Source organism: Devosia sp. Root635, assembly GCF_001427605.1.
Taxonomy (GTDB): Bacteria; Pseudomonadota; Alphaproteobacteria; order Rhizobiales; family Devosiaceae; genus Devosia.
On the sequence record NZ_LMGZ01000019.1, the window covers coordinates 133085 to 148480 of the forward strand.

Here is a 15396-nt window from a genome sequence, read left to right on the forward strand (position 1 = left end):
ACCACCTGACGGATTGAAGGCCCGGGAGCGATCCCGGGCCTTTTCGTTGGAGGCGCCAATGCCCGATCGCGAAACCCTCAAGTTCTACGCCGACAATGCCGCGACCTATGTGCAGCATGCCAAAGGCCCGACCCCGCAGCTCTCTGCCTTCCTGGCGCGCCTGCCGCCTCGCGGCACCGTGCTCGAACTGGGAACGGGCAACGGCCGCGACGCAGCCGCCATGCTCGCCGTCGGCTTTGCCGTCAGCCCATCCGATGCCTCGCCCGAACTGGCCGCCGAGGCCGAAAGGCGGCTCGGCGTTCCGGTGCGGATCATGGCGTTCAACGAGCTGGAAGATATCGCGGCTTACGATGGCGTCTGGGCATGCGCCGCGCTGCTGCACGCACCGCGCCACGAGTTGACCGACGACTTCGCCCGCATCTTCCGGGCGCTGCGTCCCGGCGGGCATCTGACCGCCAGCTTCAAGGCCGGCGGCGGCGAGGGCCGCGACGCGTTGGGTCGCTACTACAACTATCCCGATGCCGACGCATTGCGGGCGCATATGGCCGCCGCGGCCGATTGGGTCGAGACGACAATCACCGAAAACCATGGCTCGGGCTATGACGACCAGCCGACCCGCTGGCTCTGGCTGGATGCCAGAAAGGGCTAACGTTCTTCACCTCTCCCCTGGGGGAGAGGTCGGATCGCCCTTGCGAGCCGAGTGAGGGGGCCTTTTCTAGACTCGGCGCGAGGGGAAGGCCCCCTCACCCGACGCTGCGCGTCGACCTCTCCCCCAAGGGAGAGGTGAAGAACGTTAGGCGTCCCGCCGCACCACTTCCGGAATCAGCCCCTTGGGCGCAAACCGCAGGGCAATGGTGATGACCAGCCCCAGCACGAAGACACGCATCTGCGCCGAGCGCGACTCGATTTCGGGAATGGCGCCCCAGCCGATATTGGTCGACCAGGTGCTGACGAACTCGAAAATGAACTTGGCCAGCGGCTCGCTGACCACCCAGACCAGCCAGATCAGCACCGCGCCGAACACCGCGCCCCAATTATTGCCGGCGCCTCCCACGATGATCATCACCCAGATGAGGAAGGTGTGATTGATCGGCTGGTAGCTGCTGGGATCGAAGATCTGCGTGAAGCTCACCAGCATCGCCCCGCCAATGCCCATCAGCACCGAGCCGAAGACGAAGATTTCGAGCTGCCGTGCGGTAACGTTCTTGCCCATCGAGGCCGAGGCGATGTGGTTGTCGCGAATGGCCCGCATCATGCGGCCCCACGGCCCGGCATAGGCGCGCGAGATCAGCCAGATGGCAAGGGCCAGCACGGCAACGGCCAGCAGCAGGAAACCGCCCCGCGCCAGCAGCAGCGAGGACACCATGTCCGATCCGGAGGCCTGATAGTCCTGCGGCAGCGGCGTCGGCCACGGGATCGGCGACACGGTCAGCGTGCCGCGCGTCAGCCAGTCCATGTTCTTGATGAGCGCCCGGATGATCTCTGAAATGCCGATCGTGGCGATGGCGAGATAGTCGGTGCGCAGGCCAAGGGCGATCTTGCCGACGATGAAGGCGATCACCGCCGCCAGCACGCCGCCGAACAGCCACCCCAAGACCGGATGGGCGCCCAGCCCGCCGACAAAGCCGGCATTGGCCTCGATATAGGCCGCCGCCGGATCGAGCTGGCTGCGATAGATGCAATAGGCCACGAACCAGGCCAGCACCGTGACGAAGCTCTTCCAGCCGCCGCGAATACCCAGCCGGTCGCTCTTGCGCGCACCGATGACCAGCAGCGCCCCGGCCACGAAGGCGATCAGCGCCCGCCCCAGCATCCACGGCCCGTCCGAGCCCCAGAACGTCGGATTGACCGGATAGGAGATAAAGGTGACGGCAAAGCCACCCAGCATCAGGAAGCCCATAATGCCGAAATTGAACAGCCCGCCATAGCCCCACTGGATATTGAGGCCCAGCGCGATCAGGCTATAGGCGGCGGCTTCGACGAGCCGCGACGAGGTGAAGGGCAGCCCCATGAGCCAGCCGATCACCAGGATCAGCACGAACAGCCCGGCAAAGAGCGTGAGCGAACGCCGCATCATGACGAAGCTCCCTTGAAGATGCCCGTCGGTCGCACCAGCAGCACCACCACGAGAATGACGAAGGCCACGGTGAGCTTGTATTCGGTCGGCACCAGCGCCAGCGTCGCCGGCAACTGCATCCAGTCCGGCAGGATGGCGTTGAGCGGTCGCAGCACCATGGTCCAGTTGAACACCGCCAGCGACTCCGCAAAGCCGATCAGCAGGCCCCCGGCAATGGCGCCATAGGCCTGGCCCAGGCCGCCGACAATGGCCGCGGCAAAGATCGGGATGATGATGTTGAAGGCCAGGTCAGGCTTCAGCGTCACGTCCAGCGCCAGCATGGTGCCGGCCATGCAGGCCAGCGCCCCGGCAACGATCCACGTCACCCGTACCACCAGCGCCGTATTGATGCCCGAGACCTGCGCCAGGTCGGCATTGTCGGCCATGGCGCGCATCGCCTTGCCCAGCCGCGACCGCGTCAGGAAGAAATGCAGCGCCAGCACCGAAATGATGGTTACGACGATCATCAGCAGTTGCGGCTCGGTAATGACCAGGGGCCGCGTCGAGCCGATGAAGCTGGTGTCGATGCGGAAGATTTCCTTGCTCTCGGTCTCGAAGAACGACCAGGAGCCGGCGCCGAAGAACAGCCGGATCAGCCCCTGCGCCATCAGCGTCACCCCGATCGAGGCGATGAGCAGGATGACCGGCTTGGCGCCGCGCCTGCGCAGGGGTGCATAAAAGCCCTTGTCGATGCCCAGCGCGAAAATGGCTGACATGACCATGGCGATCGGCAGCACCACGAAACCCAGCGGGATCGGCGTCACGACGCCCCAACTGGCAAACAGGGCCGCCAGCAGGAACGCGAAGAAAGCGCCGGAGGTCATGAGCTCGGAATGGGCAAAATGGGCAAAGCGCAATATGCCGAAGATCAATGTGATGCCGACCGCGCCCAGCGCATAGATGCAGCCCAGCACCGCGCCGGCTATGACCACCTGGTTGATGAAGAAAACGAGTTCGGTCACGGCTCAGCCCCCGAGGAAACTTTTGGCGACTTCGGGATCGGCGATGAGCTCGGGCCCCGTGCCGGTGAAGCGGTTCTGCCCGCTGGCGAGCACGAACCCGCGCGAGGCAAAGGCCAGCGCCTGGCGGGCATTCTGCTCGACCATGAGAATGCCCACACCCTCCTTGTTGACGCGAACGATGGTCTCGAAAATCTCGATCACATAGCGGGGCGACAAGCCCGCCGAAGGCTCGTCCAGCATCAGCAGCTTGGGCTTGCTCATCAGCGCCCGGCCCATGGCCACCATCTGCCGCTGCCCACCCGAGAGTTCGCCCGCCGGCTGCCGGCGCTTTTCCGCCAGCACCGGGAACATCTGGTAGACCCAGTCCATGGTGCCCTTGAAATCGTCGCGCCGGGTAAAGGCACCCATTTCGAGGTTTTCCTCCACCGTCATCGACGTGAAGACGTTCTTTTCCTGCGGCACGAAGCTGAGCCCCATCGGCACCAGCGCATCGGGCAGCGAATTGGCGACATCCTTGCCGGCGAATTCGATCGTCCCACCAGTCACCTTGAGCAGGCCGAAAATGGCCTTGAGCGTCGTCGATTTGCCAGCGCCGTTCGGGCCGACGATGACGCCGATATCGCTCTGCTCGATGGCCATGTTGACGCCGTTGAGAATGGGCGCGCCGCCGTAGCCACCGACGACGTTCCTGAGTTCGATGAGGGGCATCAGATTTCTCCCCCATCACAGATCGTCACCCTCGGGCTTGACCCGAGGGCTCTGCACTTTGGGGTAGTGCGGCAAGTGTAACGCCCTCGGATCAAGCCCGAGGGTGACGCCCGGTGAGTGGTCGAATTATCCGTCATCACGCCACCTCGACCGGAGTGCCGAAATAGGCTTCGACGATTTGTGGATTGGCGCGGATTTCGGCCATCGGGCCTTCGGCGATCTTCTCGCCCTGCGCCATGACGATGACCGGGTCGCATAGCCGCCCGATCAGGTCCATGTCGTGTTCGATGACGAAGAAAGTGTAGCCCAGCTCGCGGTTCATCCGCTCGATATTGGCCGCCAGGTCGTTGAGCAGCGTCTTGTTGACGCCGGCTGCCACTTCGTCGAGCAGCACCACCTTGGCATCCACCATCATGGTGCGGCCCAGTTCGAGCAGCTTTTTCTGCCCGCCGCTGAGATTGCCCGCCAGCTCATTGCGCACATGGCCGAGCTTGAGAAAGTCGATGACGTCCAGCGCCTTCTTGCGCACCTCGGTCTCGCGCGACTTGCTGAGGCCGGGGCGGAACCAGGCATTGCCGAGATATTCGCCCGGCTGGTCGCCCGGCACCATCATCAGGTTTTCCAGCGCCGTCATGTTGGAGAATTCATGCGCGATCTGGAAGGTGCGCAGCATGCCGGTGCGGAACAGTTGATGCGGCTTGAAGCCGGTGACGTCGGTGCCGTCGAAAATCACCTGCCCTTCATCGGGCACGATATTGCCGGCGACGATGTTGAAAAGCGTCGACTTGCCCGCCCCGTTCGGCCCGATCAGCCCGGTGACCGAGCCGCGTCGCACCGACAGCGAGCAGTTGTTGACGGCGGTCAATCCACCAAAGCGTTTGCTGACGTTGCGAACGTCGATAACCAAGTCAGAGGACACTAAAGCCCGTCCCGTTTTCCCGATGCCACGAAGCCCGGTTCAATCCGGGCGATTTTGGGGCATCTGCTCATAAGGTGACGCAAGGGTCAACCTTGACCGGGCGGTCAAATGTAGGCGAGCACCGCGTCCGCTGTGGATTTGTTGTTGGCGCAGGGCACATCGTACAGCGTCGCCAGCCGGGTCAGCGCCTTGACGTCGACATCGTGCGGCTGTGCCGTCATCGGATCGATGAAGAAAATCAACACATCCAGCTTGCCCTCGGCGATCATGGCGCCGAGCTGCTGGTCCCCGCCCAGCGGACCGCTCTTGAGCAGCGTTACCGCAAGGCCGGTCGCCGCCATGACGCGGCTACCGGTCGTGCCCGTGCCCCACAATTCATGCTGGCTCAGCTTGTGCTTATGATGCTCGGCCCAGACGCAGAGATCGTCCTTCTTATCGTCATGTGCCACCAGGCCAATCCGCGCCATGCAAGTCTCCCGAAGCCAGCCCGGCCTTCATGCCCGCTTCAGGCCCGCAGGGCAATGGCCTCGGCCAGCATCTGCATGATCGCTCCTTCGGGCATGGGCGCCTCGGGGGAAAGCCGCATGAACCTGCCACGTTTTAGATCGAGCCCACCATCGAGCAGACCGTCCGGGTCGGACAGCAGGCGGCCATACTCGAAATAGACGATCACCCGCTCCTCATTTGGAAACACGGCGCCGAAATAGCCGGCCAGTTCGTGCCGGAAATTGACCGATCGCCAGCCCAGGCGGACCTGTCCGGTCACGCCCGGATACCGCGTGAAAAGGTCGACCAAGTCACTTGTCATGACCTGGATGGGAGCCGGCAGCGGTGCGATCAGGTCGCCGAATGTGAGAGAATAGACAGGATCGACGGCGGAAGTAAGCATGGCAGGGCTCCGGGTTTGACGCCCGGCTACCCTGCCGTCAGGTGCTGACAGGCCCTGTCAGCAGGAAATGCCCTAGAATTCGTTCCAGTCCGGTGCGAGCGCAGCATTGCCCACCGTTCGCAGCGCCGGCTTTGGCTGGGCAGGAGGCGTGGCTGACCGCCCGGCCCCATCCATCTTGAACACATCGACAATGCGATCGAGCTCACTGGCCTGGGCCTCGGTCTGCTCGATGGCGGCATTGGTCTCTTCCACCAGCGCCGCATTGTGCTGGGTCATCTCGTCCATTTGCCGCACCGCCACCGAAACCTCGTCCAGCGCCCCCGCCTGCTCGCTATTGGCCTGGGCGATGGAATCGATCAGCGTCGAGCTTTCCTGCGCCCCGCTGAGAATCGCCAGCAGCTTTTCGGCGGCCTGTCCCACCAGCCGCGAGCCGTTCTTGACCTCGCTGGCGCTGGCTTCGATCAGCACTTTCACCTCGCTCGAAGCCTGCGCTGCCGATTGCGCCAGCCGCCGCACTTCCACCGCCACCACGGCAAAGCCCTTGCCGGCATCGCCCGCCCGCGCCGCTTCCACTGAGGCATTGAGCGCCAGCAGGTTGGTCTGGAAGGCGATATCGTCGATCAGCCCGATAATGTTGGAAATCTTGCCCGAGCTGGTCTCGATCGCCGCCATGGCCGCATTGGCCTCGTTCATCACGACGCCGCCTTCGGTGGCGCTGGTCGACACGGCCTGCGCTTTCTGGCTGGCCGTGGCCGCGCGGGTCGCATTCTCCTGCACGGCGGTCGAAAGCTGCTCGACCGAGGCCGAGGTCTCCTCGATGGTTGCCGCCTGCTTGGTGGTACGCTCGGAAAGATCGTTGGCGCCCGACAGAATCTCGCTGGTCGCGGTCTTGAGCGAGCGCGACGTCTTTTGCAGGCCGGTGACGATGTCGAACAGCCGGCCGAGCGACTGGTTGAAGGCCAGGCGCAATTGCTCATACTGGCCGGTGAACTGGCTATCGATCCGCCCGGTCAGGTCGCCCTCGGCCATCTTGGCGAGGCTCGACGTCAGGTCGGCGATGATGCCCTCGGCCCGCTTGCGCTCGGTGATGTCAGTGGCGAACTTGACCACCTTGACCGGCCTGCCCTGTGCATCGAGGATCGGATTGTACGAGGCCTGGATCCAGACCTCCTTGCCGCCTTTGCCGAAGCGTTGGAACTCGGCAGCGATATATTCGCCCGCCCGCAGCCGCTCCCAGAACCGGGCATAATCCGGCCCCGCGGCATGGGCCGGGTCGCAGAACATGCGGTGATGCTTGCCCACGATTTCATCGAGCCTATAGCCCAGCGTGGCGAGAAAGTTCTCATTGGCGTCGCGTACCGTGCCATCGAGGTTGAACTCGATCACCGCCTGTGCTCGGCCGATGGCGGCGATCTGCGCCTCGTGGTCGGCCGCCTGGTTCTTCTGCGCCGTGATATCGGTGGCGAACTTGATCACCCTGATCGGCTTGCCCGCCTTGTCGAAGACCGGGTTGTAGCTCGCCTGGATCCAGATTTCGCGGCCGCCCTTGGCGATGCGCCGATAGGCTGCCGCCTGGAACTTGCCGGCGACAAGATCTGCCCAGAACTGCTTGTAGGCGGGCGCCTGCGCCTCCTCCGGATCGACGAAGATCCGGTGGTGCTTGCCCACGATTTCGCCAAGCTCGTAGCCGAGCGCCGCAAGGAAGTTTTCATTGGCGGTGATAATGGTGCCATCGAGGTTGAACTCGATCACCGCCTGGCTGCGCATGATTGCTTCGACCTTGGCCGCGTCATCACTGCTGTTTCGTGCGAATATGCCCATCGAGAAAGGCCCTCCAGCCCCTGCCCCTGCCGCAATGCGGCGCTCGTGCAATGCTATGAAAAAGTGGATAATTGGGGGTTCTGACGCTGCTTGCGGGTTCTGCGTAGCCGGCTACGCAAAAGCCCCGAAACCATGCCCGGATTCCGTCAGCCCCGAGGGGCCGGAGTGCTGACGTTCGCAGTTTTCCTGCTGTTTGGTACATGGCCGACCACTCACCTGTGGCCACTGGTCCTCACCAGTGGCAACGACATTGATCTGCGTCCGCCATCGACCCTGATCGCGAAAGGTTAAGGGAACGCCAACGCTGCCCGCCGCAAACAAAAAGGGCGCCTCGCGAGGCGCCCTTCCATGGTTTCGACCAGAATTCGTTCCAGTCCGTTACCCGCGCCCCAGATGGGCGCCCGCAGCGGCCTTGACACCCTGCAGTACGCTGCGCCGCCCGCTTTCGTGCTTCGGCGTCGCCCTGGAGGTGTCGTCAACCGTAAAGACACCGATGACGCGATCGAGTTCATTGGCCTGCGCCTCGGTCTGCTCGATGGCCGCATTGGTTTCTTCCACCAGCGCCGCATTGTGCTGGGTCATTTCGTCGAGCTGGCGCACCGCCACGTTGACCTCGTCGATCGACGCGGCCTGTTCGCGGCTCGCCTTTGCAATGCCGTCCAGCATCGCGGCATTGGCGCGGATGGCCTCCTGCACGGACACCAGGTGCTCGGCCGCACTGGCCACCAGGCGCGTGCCCCCCTTGACCTCGTCGGCGCTTTGCTCGATCAGCGCCTTGACGTCGGCCGAGGCGCTGGCCGCCGATTGCGCCAGCCGCCGCACTTCCACCGCCACCACGGCAAAGCCGGCGCCCGCTTCCCCGGCTCGCGCCGCTTCCACAGAAGCATTGAGCGCCAGCAGATTGGTCTGGAAGGCGATATCGTCGATCAGCCCGATAATGTTGGAAATCTTGGCCGAGGACTGGGTAATCCGGTCCATGGCGCCGGTCGCTTCGCCCATCACCGCCCCGCTGGCTTCGGCCTCGGAGGAGACCGCGCGGGCCTCGCGGCTCGCCGCTTCGGCCTGGGCCGCATTGTCGACCACGGTGCGGCTGACCTGCTCGATGGCGGCACTGGTTTCCTCGATGGTCGCCGCCTGCCGCGTGGTGCGCTCGGATAGATCGTTGGCGCCGGAGAGGATTTCCCCGGTGGCCGTCTTGAGTGCCCCCGATGTGCCACGCAGCTGGCTGACGATTTCGCCGAGCCGCTCGGCCACGCCATTGGTATCCTGCTTGAGCTGGGCGAAGGCGCCCTTGTAGTCGCCGGTCATGCGGTGCGTCAGGTCGGCCCGGGCCAGCGATGCCAGCACGCTGCCTGTCTCGGTCAGCCCGCGATCGACCGTCGTCACCAGATCGTTGACATCAAGCGCCAGTTGCCGGAGCTCGGGATCGCTGAGCTCGGTGCCGACGCGGCGGGAGAAATCGCCATCGATGGCTGCGCCGACCACGGCGCCGATATCCTGCTGCAAAGCCTGGATGACACTGACCCGACTGGCCCGCTCTTCGCTCATGTCGAGCTCGGCGGCCCGCAGGTCGCGCATCTTGATGCCGTTGCTGCGGAACACATCCACCGCCTCTGCCATATAACCCAGCTCGTCGGCGCGCTCGAGGCCGGGCACCGCCATATCCAGCTTGTCGCCGGCAATCTCGGCCATGGCGTCGGTGAGGCGCGAAATCGGCCGCGTGATGGTGCGGGCGATGAGGATGCTCACCACCGCCGCCAGCGCCAGCAGCACCAGCCCGATGATGAGCATGGCGTTGCGCAGCCCGGTCGAGGGCGCGGAAATGTCTGCCTCGCTTTCCAGCGCCACCACGGCCCAGTCGACCCCGCCAAAGGTCAGCGGCTCGCTGGCCGCCACATAGGCCGCCCCGTCGTGATGGGCCAGCGTGCCCATCGCGGCGCTGCCCGCCAATGCGGCGCTGACGGCATCGCCCTGCAGCGACAGCGCCAGCACATCATTGCCCTCGGTCTTGGGGGAATCGTTGCGCACCAGCCCGTCCTGGCCGACGAGATAGGTCTCCCCGCTCTGGCCCAGCCCCTGCGTACGCTCCAGCACGTCGCCGATGCGGCCGGTCGGCATCTGGAAGGCGATGACGCCGATCAGGAAGCCCTGGTCATAGACCGGCGCGGCAATGAAGCTGGCCGGCGCCCCGGCGCTCGGGCCATAGGGGGCGAAATCGGAGAGGAACACCTGCCCCTCTTCCCCGGCCATGGCGGATCGCACCACCTTGCCCAGGTCGCTATCGGCCCACGGCCCGCCGCCTTCGGCGAAATTGGTGGCGAAATCGGCTTCCTTGAACACGGTGTAGACGTTGTTGAAATCGGTATCGAACAGGAAGATGTCGTAATAGCCGCGCTTTTCCAGCAGATCGCGGAAATCGGCATGCAGGTTCCGGTGATGCAGGTCGTAGACCGGCAACTTGTCGGACGTATCGAGCTTGAGCCGTTCGCCGGCGGGGTTGGGATTCTGCGTGATATAGGCGCCCTGCAACAACTCGGTCGGGTCGCCCTGCCCCTTCAGCGAGCGCATCGCGCCGGAGAACAGGTCGATACCAGCCGCGATTTCCGACCGGCCGGCAAACAGCGTCAAATCCTCGGCCACTTCGCTGAGATAGGCATCAAGCGCCGAGCGGGCATTGGCTGCCGCCGCGGTGAGCCGCTGCTCGGCCTGGTTTTCGACGATGGCACTGCTGGCGACATAGCCGGCCAGCGCCAGGCTGGCTCCAGTGACAAGCGCGATCGCCACCACCATGGCCGGTAGCTTGAAGGCGAGTTTGAGCTGGGTCGTCATTGAGGAAACTTCCGGAGTTGTGGCACTGCTGCCTTTGACAAGGCATGTCCGCAGCTCCTCTTCCGCGGTCATGACGCAGCTAAACCATAGGAACGCTATGGTTAAGGAAGCCCTTCCGCCACTGTCATGACGCCGTCATGCGGGCTCCCGGCCAAACCGGGAGCCCGCATTTGCGATCGGCCTAGAACTCGTTCCAGTCGGCCGAGATGGCGGCATTGCCCTGGCTGAGATAGGCCTGCGCCGCTTTCCTGACATTGGTCGGGCGGGCAGTCGGCGCCGGGGCGGCCGTAGCCCGTGTCGGCGCGGCCCGCTCGCTGCCGGTATTGAACACCGCCACGATCTCGTCGAGGGCGCTGGCCTGGGCCTCGGTCTGCTCGATGGCGGCATTGGTCTCTTCCACCAAAGCCGCATTGTGCTGGGTCATCTCGTCCATGGTGCGGACGGCGATATTGACCTCCTCGATCGCGGAGGCTTGCTCGCGGCTTTCTCGTGCAATCCCGTCCATAAGCTGGTTGCTGGCGCGCGCCGCATCCAGCATGGCCGAAAGTCGCGCCGCGGCATCCGAAACGAGGCGCGAACCGAGCCCTACTTCGCCGGCCGACTGCTCGATCAGCACCTTGACGTCGGCCGAGGCGCTGGCCGCCGACTGGGCCAGCCGCCGCACTTCGACGGCCACCACGGCAAAGCCCTTGCCGGCATCGCCGGCCCGCGCCGCTTCCACCGACGCATTGAGCGCCAGCAGGTTGGTCTGGAAGGCGATGTCGTCGATCAGCCCGATGATGTTGGAAATCTTGCCCGAACTGGCCTCGATCGCCGTCATCGCCTCATTGGCCTTCTGCATGACCTGCCCGCCCTCTTCGGCGGTGCGGGTCACTTCCGCCGCGTTGATGCTGGCATCCTTGGCGCGCTGCGCATTCTGCAGCACGGTCGAGGCAAGCTGCTCCATGGCCGCCGAGGTTTCCTCGATGGTCGCCGCCTGCTTGGTGGTGCGCTCGGAGAGATCATTGGCACCGGAGAGGATTTCCCCCGTCGCGGTCTTGAGCGTCCGCGAGGTCGAGCGCAACTGCGTCACCACCTCGGTCAGCTTGTCGCCGACCGCATTGGTATCGGCCTTGAGGCGGGCAAAGGCGCCCTGGTAGTTGCCGTCCATGCGCATGGTCAGGTCGGTATTGGCTAGCGCCGTCAGCACGCGGCCGGTTTCGTCGAGTCCACGATCCACCGTGGCGACGAGGCTGTTGACGCTGCTGGCGAGGCCATTGAGTTCCGGATCGGGGAATTCGGTCTCGACCCGCTTGCTGAAATCGCCGGCAATCGCGGCATCGACCACCTGGCCGAAGGCGCCCTGCAGGTCCGTCATCATGGCGCGGCGGCTCTGCTCCTCGGCGATGATGCGCGCCGCTTCCGCCTCGGTCATCTGGCTGACCTTGAGCCCGTTCTGGCGGAACACTTCCACGGCTCGCGCCATGGCGCCGATTTCATCGCGATTGTCGCTATAGGGCACAAAGACATCGTAGTCGCCTTCGGCCAGCCCATCCATGATGCCGGTCATCTTGCGGATCGGCCTGGCCAGTATGCCGGCACCGAACCACACCAGCGCCAACACCAGCACCAGCAGCGCCGCTGCGGCGCCCAGGGCCAGGTTGCGCATCTGGTCGACACCGGCAAAGATCGTTGCCGCCGGTACATCCATCAGCATGGTCCACTGGTCGGGCACGCCGTCGAACGTCAGCTGGGTCGCGATGACGAACTGCTGCACACCGTTGGCGTCGACATAGTAGAGCCCCTTTTGCAGCAAGCCCGGATCCAGCAGGGCGCCGGCGACTTCCGGTGCAACCTTGGTGCCGACCAGCTTGGGATCGGGGCTGGCGATCCACTGGCCGTCAGCACTGACCAGCGACACATTGCCCACCTCGAAAGGCCGAAGCTGGCCGATCACGCCTGCAATAGTGTTGAGGCTGAGATCGGCGGTGACGATACCGACCGGCTTGCCCGCCTTGCGGACCGGAATGCTGATCGTGGTCATCAGCACATCCGCGCCATTGATGGCATAGGCAAAGGGCGGGGTCAGCACCGAGCGATCCTCGGCCATCGGCAGGCCGTACCAGTTCTCGCTGCCCGACGACATGTCCAACTGCTCCACCACCACCTTGCCATCCTGGTTGGTGAAATAGGGCACGAAGCGCCCGGTAGCGTCGGAATAGGGATGGCCGATGAAGCCGGCATCGTTGCCGTCAAGGCCATTGGGCTCGAAGGCCAGCGTCATGCCGGCCAGCGCCGGCCGCGAGGCGGTCGCTGCGGTCATCAACCGGCCCAGCAGGTCGCGATCCACCGGACCGTCGGAAATGATGCCTTCCACCGAGGCGGTGACGCCGCGCGCCAGCGAGATGATGCCGCCCATCTGGCCTGAGGCGAGCTGGCTATACTGCCCCAGCAGCGCGCGCGCCCGCGACTCGGCTTCACCGCCAGCGGTGCCATACATCAGCGTCGTGCCACCGAAGACGATGGCGCACATCGAAGCCGCGAACAATACACCTGCGCCGATCACCAGCTTCTTCTGGATCGACAGGTTGGAGAATTTCATTCTGTATTCCCTACCAATTAATGCCCCTGACGAGGCTGCCCCGCGGACCTTTCACGGCTCGCTTCACTCACCGCATCTGTCTTTGAAATGGTATTCCGGCATGGCTCGGCGCCGCCCGCGGAGGCGGGAGCGACGGATTCTGATTGCCGGAAAAGCGACGCCATGCTGCTCCAGTCGTTGCTTGCCGCAACGACATGCCGATTCAAAGTACAACTGCGTCCGGGATCACCCTGCCAGATCGGGCTTAAGGCCGGGTTAAGTACGTTTGCTTGTGTGATCGCATGACAAAAAGGGCGCCCCGCGGCGCCCTTTTCCAACCTTTGCCAGCGGAGCAGGCCCCTAGAATTCCGACCAGTCCTTGGCGATGGCCGCATTGCCCTGCGTCAGGTAGGAGCGGGCGGCCGAGCGTACCTTGTCGACCATGCCGCGCGCCGGCGCCGCAGCGCGTTTCGGCGCGGTCTCGACCGTCTCCTCGATCGTGAAGATATCCACCACCCGGTCGAGCTCGCTGGCCTGGGCCTCGGTCTGCTCGATGGCTGCATTGGTTTCTTCCACCAAAGCCGCATTGTGTTGGGTCATCTCGTCGAGCGTGCGCACCGCCACCGACACTTCGTCGATAGCCGCCGCCTGCTCGCGGCTCGCCTTGGCGATCGACTGCATCAGGCTGGCATTCTCGTTGACCGCCTGCAGCATCTCGGTCAACTGCTCTGAGGCATTGGAGACGAGCTTGCTGCCGCCCTTGACCTCGTTGGCGCTCTGCTCGATCAGCGCCTTGACGTCGGAGGACGCGCTGGCGGCCGACTGCGCCAGGCGCCGCACTTCCACCGCCACCACCGCAAAGCCCTTGCCGGCATCGCCGGCCCGCGCAGCTTCCACGGAAGCGTTGAGCGCCAGCAGGTTGGTCTGGAAGGCAATGTCGTCGATAAGCCCTATGATGTTGGAAATCTTGGCCGAGCTCGAAGTGATGCGCTCCATCGCCTCATTGGCCTCGGTCATCGTCACTCCGCTCTGCGCGGCACTCTGGGAGACCGACTGCGCCATCACATCTGCATCTACCGCCATGCGGGCATTTTCCGCGACGGTCGAGGCAAGCTGTTCCATGGCCGCCGAGGTTTCCTCGATGGTCGCCGCCTGCTTGGTGGTCCGTTCGGAAAGGTCATTGGCGCCGGAAAGGATTTCCCCGGTCGCCGTCTTGAGCGCGCGCGAGGTCGACCGCAATTGCCTCACCACATCCGTCAGCTTGTCACCCACCGCATTGGTGTCGGCCTTAAGCTTGGCGAACGAGCCCTGATAGTCCCCTTCCATGCGTTTGGTGAGATTGGTGTCGGCCAGCGCCGCCAGCACATTGCCGGTTTCGCCGATGCCGCGATCCACCGTCTCGACCAGGTTGTTGACGCTGCCGGCCAGCGCGTTGAGCTCGGCATCGGGGAACTGCGCATGCACGCGCTTGGAAAAATCGCCGGCAATAGCGGCATCCACCACCTCGCCGAAAGCGGCTTGCAGCGCCACCATCATATCGGTGCGCTCGATCCGGCGACGCTGCGACGCGGCGCGCTCCTCTTCGGTCATCTGGCTGACCTTGAGCCCGTTCTCGCGGAAAACTTCCACCGCCCGAGCCATTTCGCCGACCTCGTTGCCGCGGGTAATGAAGGGAACCTCGGTTTCGTAGTCGCCTTCCGCCACCGCTTTCATGGTCTGCGCCAGCTTGGGCACCGCTGCCATCATCAGGCGGGACATGATGTAGCCCAACACGCCCAATACGACGAGGCTGACTGCGCCCACGCTCAACAGCACCCACAGGGTCGACAGGATACCCGCCTCGAGCCTGGCCTTGTCCGTACCGGCATAGAGCACGCCGATGAGGCCACCCTCCTGATCCTGGATAGGCTGGTAGGCGGTGTAATAGGCCGTTCCCTGCACCGTGGCCTCGCCGAAATAGGGCTTGCCTTCGAGAAGGGTCGCATAGGCTGGATCGGTCGCGTCGAGCACCTGGCCCACGCTGCGCTCACCCTCGGGGGTAAGCAGCGTGCTGCTGAGCGCCGTGAGCGGCTTGGTGGCGTCTTCAGCGCCATAGATCGTCACGCTTTCGCCGGTGAGGCGAGCCACCGAATCCACCAGGTCGTGATTGACGAAGAGCCGCGGCATGGCCCAGGTCTTGACCGAGGCGATGCTGCCATCCTCGGCCCAGGCGACTTCGGCGCCCGGCAGCTTGCCGCCGACGACGGTTGCGGCAGTGCGCAGGTCACCATCCAGTTGCGACATCGCAGTGGCGCGTGTCGAGGCACTGAGATTGATATAGGTCGCCGTCGTTACAGCGGCGATCGACACGATGATCGCCGAGATCACGAGAATGGCGATCATCGTCGTCAGCTTGATATTGCCCAGGAAGTGCCCAGCGCGCTTCAACATGTCGGTTTACCCCGTAGCCCCCGCGCAGTTCAGTGGGACCTGCCCGCGCCTTGATCCGGGAAAAATATCAGCGCAGGCTTAATCGAGTGTTTATCATCCCAAATCCGCCGGTCCGACGCCCGCCGATGTTGCAATGCCCCGATCCGGCATGAAAAACCCCGC

The 15396-nt window shown here is 64.3% G+C and carries 11 protein-coding genes; 1 reads left to right on the top strand and 10 read right to left on the bottom strand.

The genetic code is table 11. The features are described 5' to 3' along the window. The first annotated feature begins 58 nt into the window (after positions 1-58). The gene (locus ASD80_RS11920; RefSeq protein WP_056233057.1) at positions 59-649 is read left to right on the top strand and encodes a class I SAM-dependent DNA methyltransferase; all 591 of its coding nucleotides are present in this window, start codon (positions 59-61) and stop codon (positions 647-649) included. 144 nt (positions 650-793) lie between these two features. Here ASD80_RS11920 and ASD80_RS11925 read toward each other — a convergent pair whose 3' ends face one another. The 10 genes from ASD80_RS11925 to ASD80_RS11970 all read right to left on the bottom strand — a co-directional run bounded on the left by ASD80_RS11925 (position 794) and on the right by ASD80_RS11970 (position 15234). Further along, positions 794-2077, bottom strand: a complete 1284-nt coding sequence (locus ASD80_RS11925; protein ID WP_056233059.1) for a branched-chain amino acid ABC transporter permease — start codon at positions 2075-2077, stop codon at positions 794-796. After that, positions 2074-3078 carry a branched-chain amino acid ABC transporter permease gene (locus tag ASD80_RS11930; RefSeq protein ID WP_056233061.1) on the bottom strand — a complete coding sequence of 335 codons (1005 nt, stop codon included), beginning with the start codon at positions 3076-3078 and terminating at the stop codon, positions 2074-2076. The genes ASD80_RS11925 and ASD80_RS11930 overlap by 4 nt, the downstream gene beginning before the upstream one ends. A 3-nt stretch (positions 3079-3081) precedes the next feature. Then, positions 3082-3786: an ABC transporter ATP-binding protein gene (locus ASD80_RS11935; RefSeq protein ID WP_056233062.1), complete on the bottom strand. Its 705-nt coding sequence runs from the start codon at positions 3784-3786 to the stop codon at positions 3082-3084. 136 nt (positions 3787-3922) lie between these two features. Next, complete coding sequence (locus tag ASD80_RS11940; RefSeq protein ID WP_056233064.1) at positions 3923-4705, bottom strand: ABC transporter ATP-binding protein; 783 nt, start codon at positions 4703-4705, stop codon at positions 3923-3925. A gap of 104 nt (positions 4706-4809) precedes the next feature. Further along, positions 4810-5172, bottom strand: a complete 363-nt coding sequence (locus ASD80_RS11945) for a methylglyoxal synthase (RefSeq protein WP_056233066.1) — start codon at positions 5170-5172, stop codon at positions 4810-4812. Between the two features lie 38 nt (positions 5173-5210). Beyond that, positions 5211-5594, bottom strand: a complete 384-nt coding sequence (locus ASD80_RS11950) for a hypothetical protein (protein ID WP_056233068.1) — start codon at positions 5592-5594, stop codon at positions 5211-5213. A gap of 72 nt (positions 5595-5666) precedes the next feature. Then, positions 5667-7415: a methyl-accepting chemotaxis protein gene (locus ASD80_RS11955; RefSeq protein ID WP_056233070.1), complete on the bottom strand. Its 1749-nt coding sequence runs from the start codon at positions 7413-7415 to the stop codon at positions 5667-5669. A 378-nt stretch (positions 7416-7793) separates the two neighbouring features. Next, positions 7794-10244 carry a methyl-accepting chemotaxis protein gene (locus tag ASD80_RS19070; RefSeq protein WP_056233072.1) on the bottom strand — a complete coding sequence of 817 codons (2451 nt, stop codon included), beginning with the start codon at positions 10242-10244 and terminating at the stop codon, positions 7794-7796. Positions 10245-10425: 181 nt separating this feature from the next. Continuing rightward, on the bottom strand, positions 10426-12825 hold the full coding sequence (locus ASD80_RS11965; protein WP_056233074.1) for a methyl-accepting chemotaxis protein: 2400 nt from the start codon (positions 12823-12825) through the stop codon (positions 10426-10428). A gap of 339 nt (positions 12826-13164) precedes the next feature. Further along, positions 13165-15234, bottom strand: coding sequence for a methyl-accepting chemotaxis protein (locus tag ASD80_RS11970; protein ID WP_244488993.1), 2070 nt, complete (start codon positions 15232-15234; stop codon positions 13165-13167). Between the last annotated feature and the right edge of the window lie 162 nt (positions 15235-15396).

What these genes read in the sequence shown, in the direction of transcription:
- ASD80_RS11965 (WP_056233074.1), bottom strand. Translation starts at nt 12,825, where the DNA reads ATGAAATTCTCCAACCTGTCGATCCAGAAGAAGCTGGTGATCGGCGCA.
- ASD80_RS11920 (WP_056233057.1), top strand. Translation starts at nt 59, where the DNA reads ATGCCCGATCGCGAAACCCTCAAGTTCTACGCCGACAATGCCGCGACC.
- ASD80_RS11945 (WP_056233066.1), bottom strand. Translation starts at nt 5,172, where the DNA reads ATGGCGCGGATTGGCCTGGTGGCACATGACGATAAGAAGGACGATCTC.
- ASD80_RS11950 (WP_056233068.1), bottom strand. Translation starts at nt 5,594, where the DNA reads ATGCTTACTTCCGCCGTCGATCCTGTCTATTCTCTCACATTCGGCGAC.
- ASD80_RS11935 (WP_056233062.1), bottom strand. Translation starts at nt 3,786, where the DNA reads ATGCCCCTCATCGAACTCAGGAACGTCGTCGGTGGCTACGGCGGCGCG.
- ASD80_RS11925 (WP_056233059.1), bottom strand. Translation starts at nt 2,077, where the DNA reads ATGATGCGGCGTTCGCTCACGCTCTTTGCCGGGCTGTTCGTGCTGATC.
- ASD80_RS11970 (WP_244488993.1), bottom strand. Translation starts at nt 15,234, where the DNA reads ATGTTGAAGCGCGCTGGGCACTTCCTGGGCAATATCAAGCTGACGACG.
- ASD80_RS11955 (WP_056233070.1), bottom strand. Translation starts at nt 7,415, where the DNA reads ATGGGCATATTCGCACGAAACAGCAGTGATGACGCGGCCAAGGTCGAA.
- ASD80_RS19070 (WP_056233072.1), bottom strand. Translation starts at nt 10,244, where the DNA reads ATGACGACCCAGCTCAAACTCGCCTTCAAGCTACCGGCCATGGTGGTG.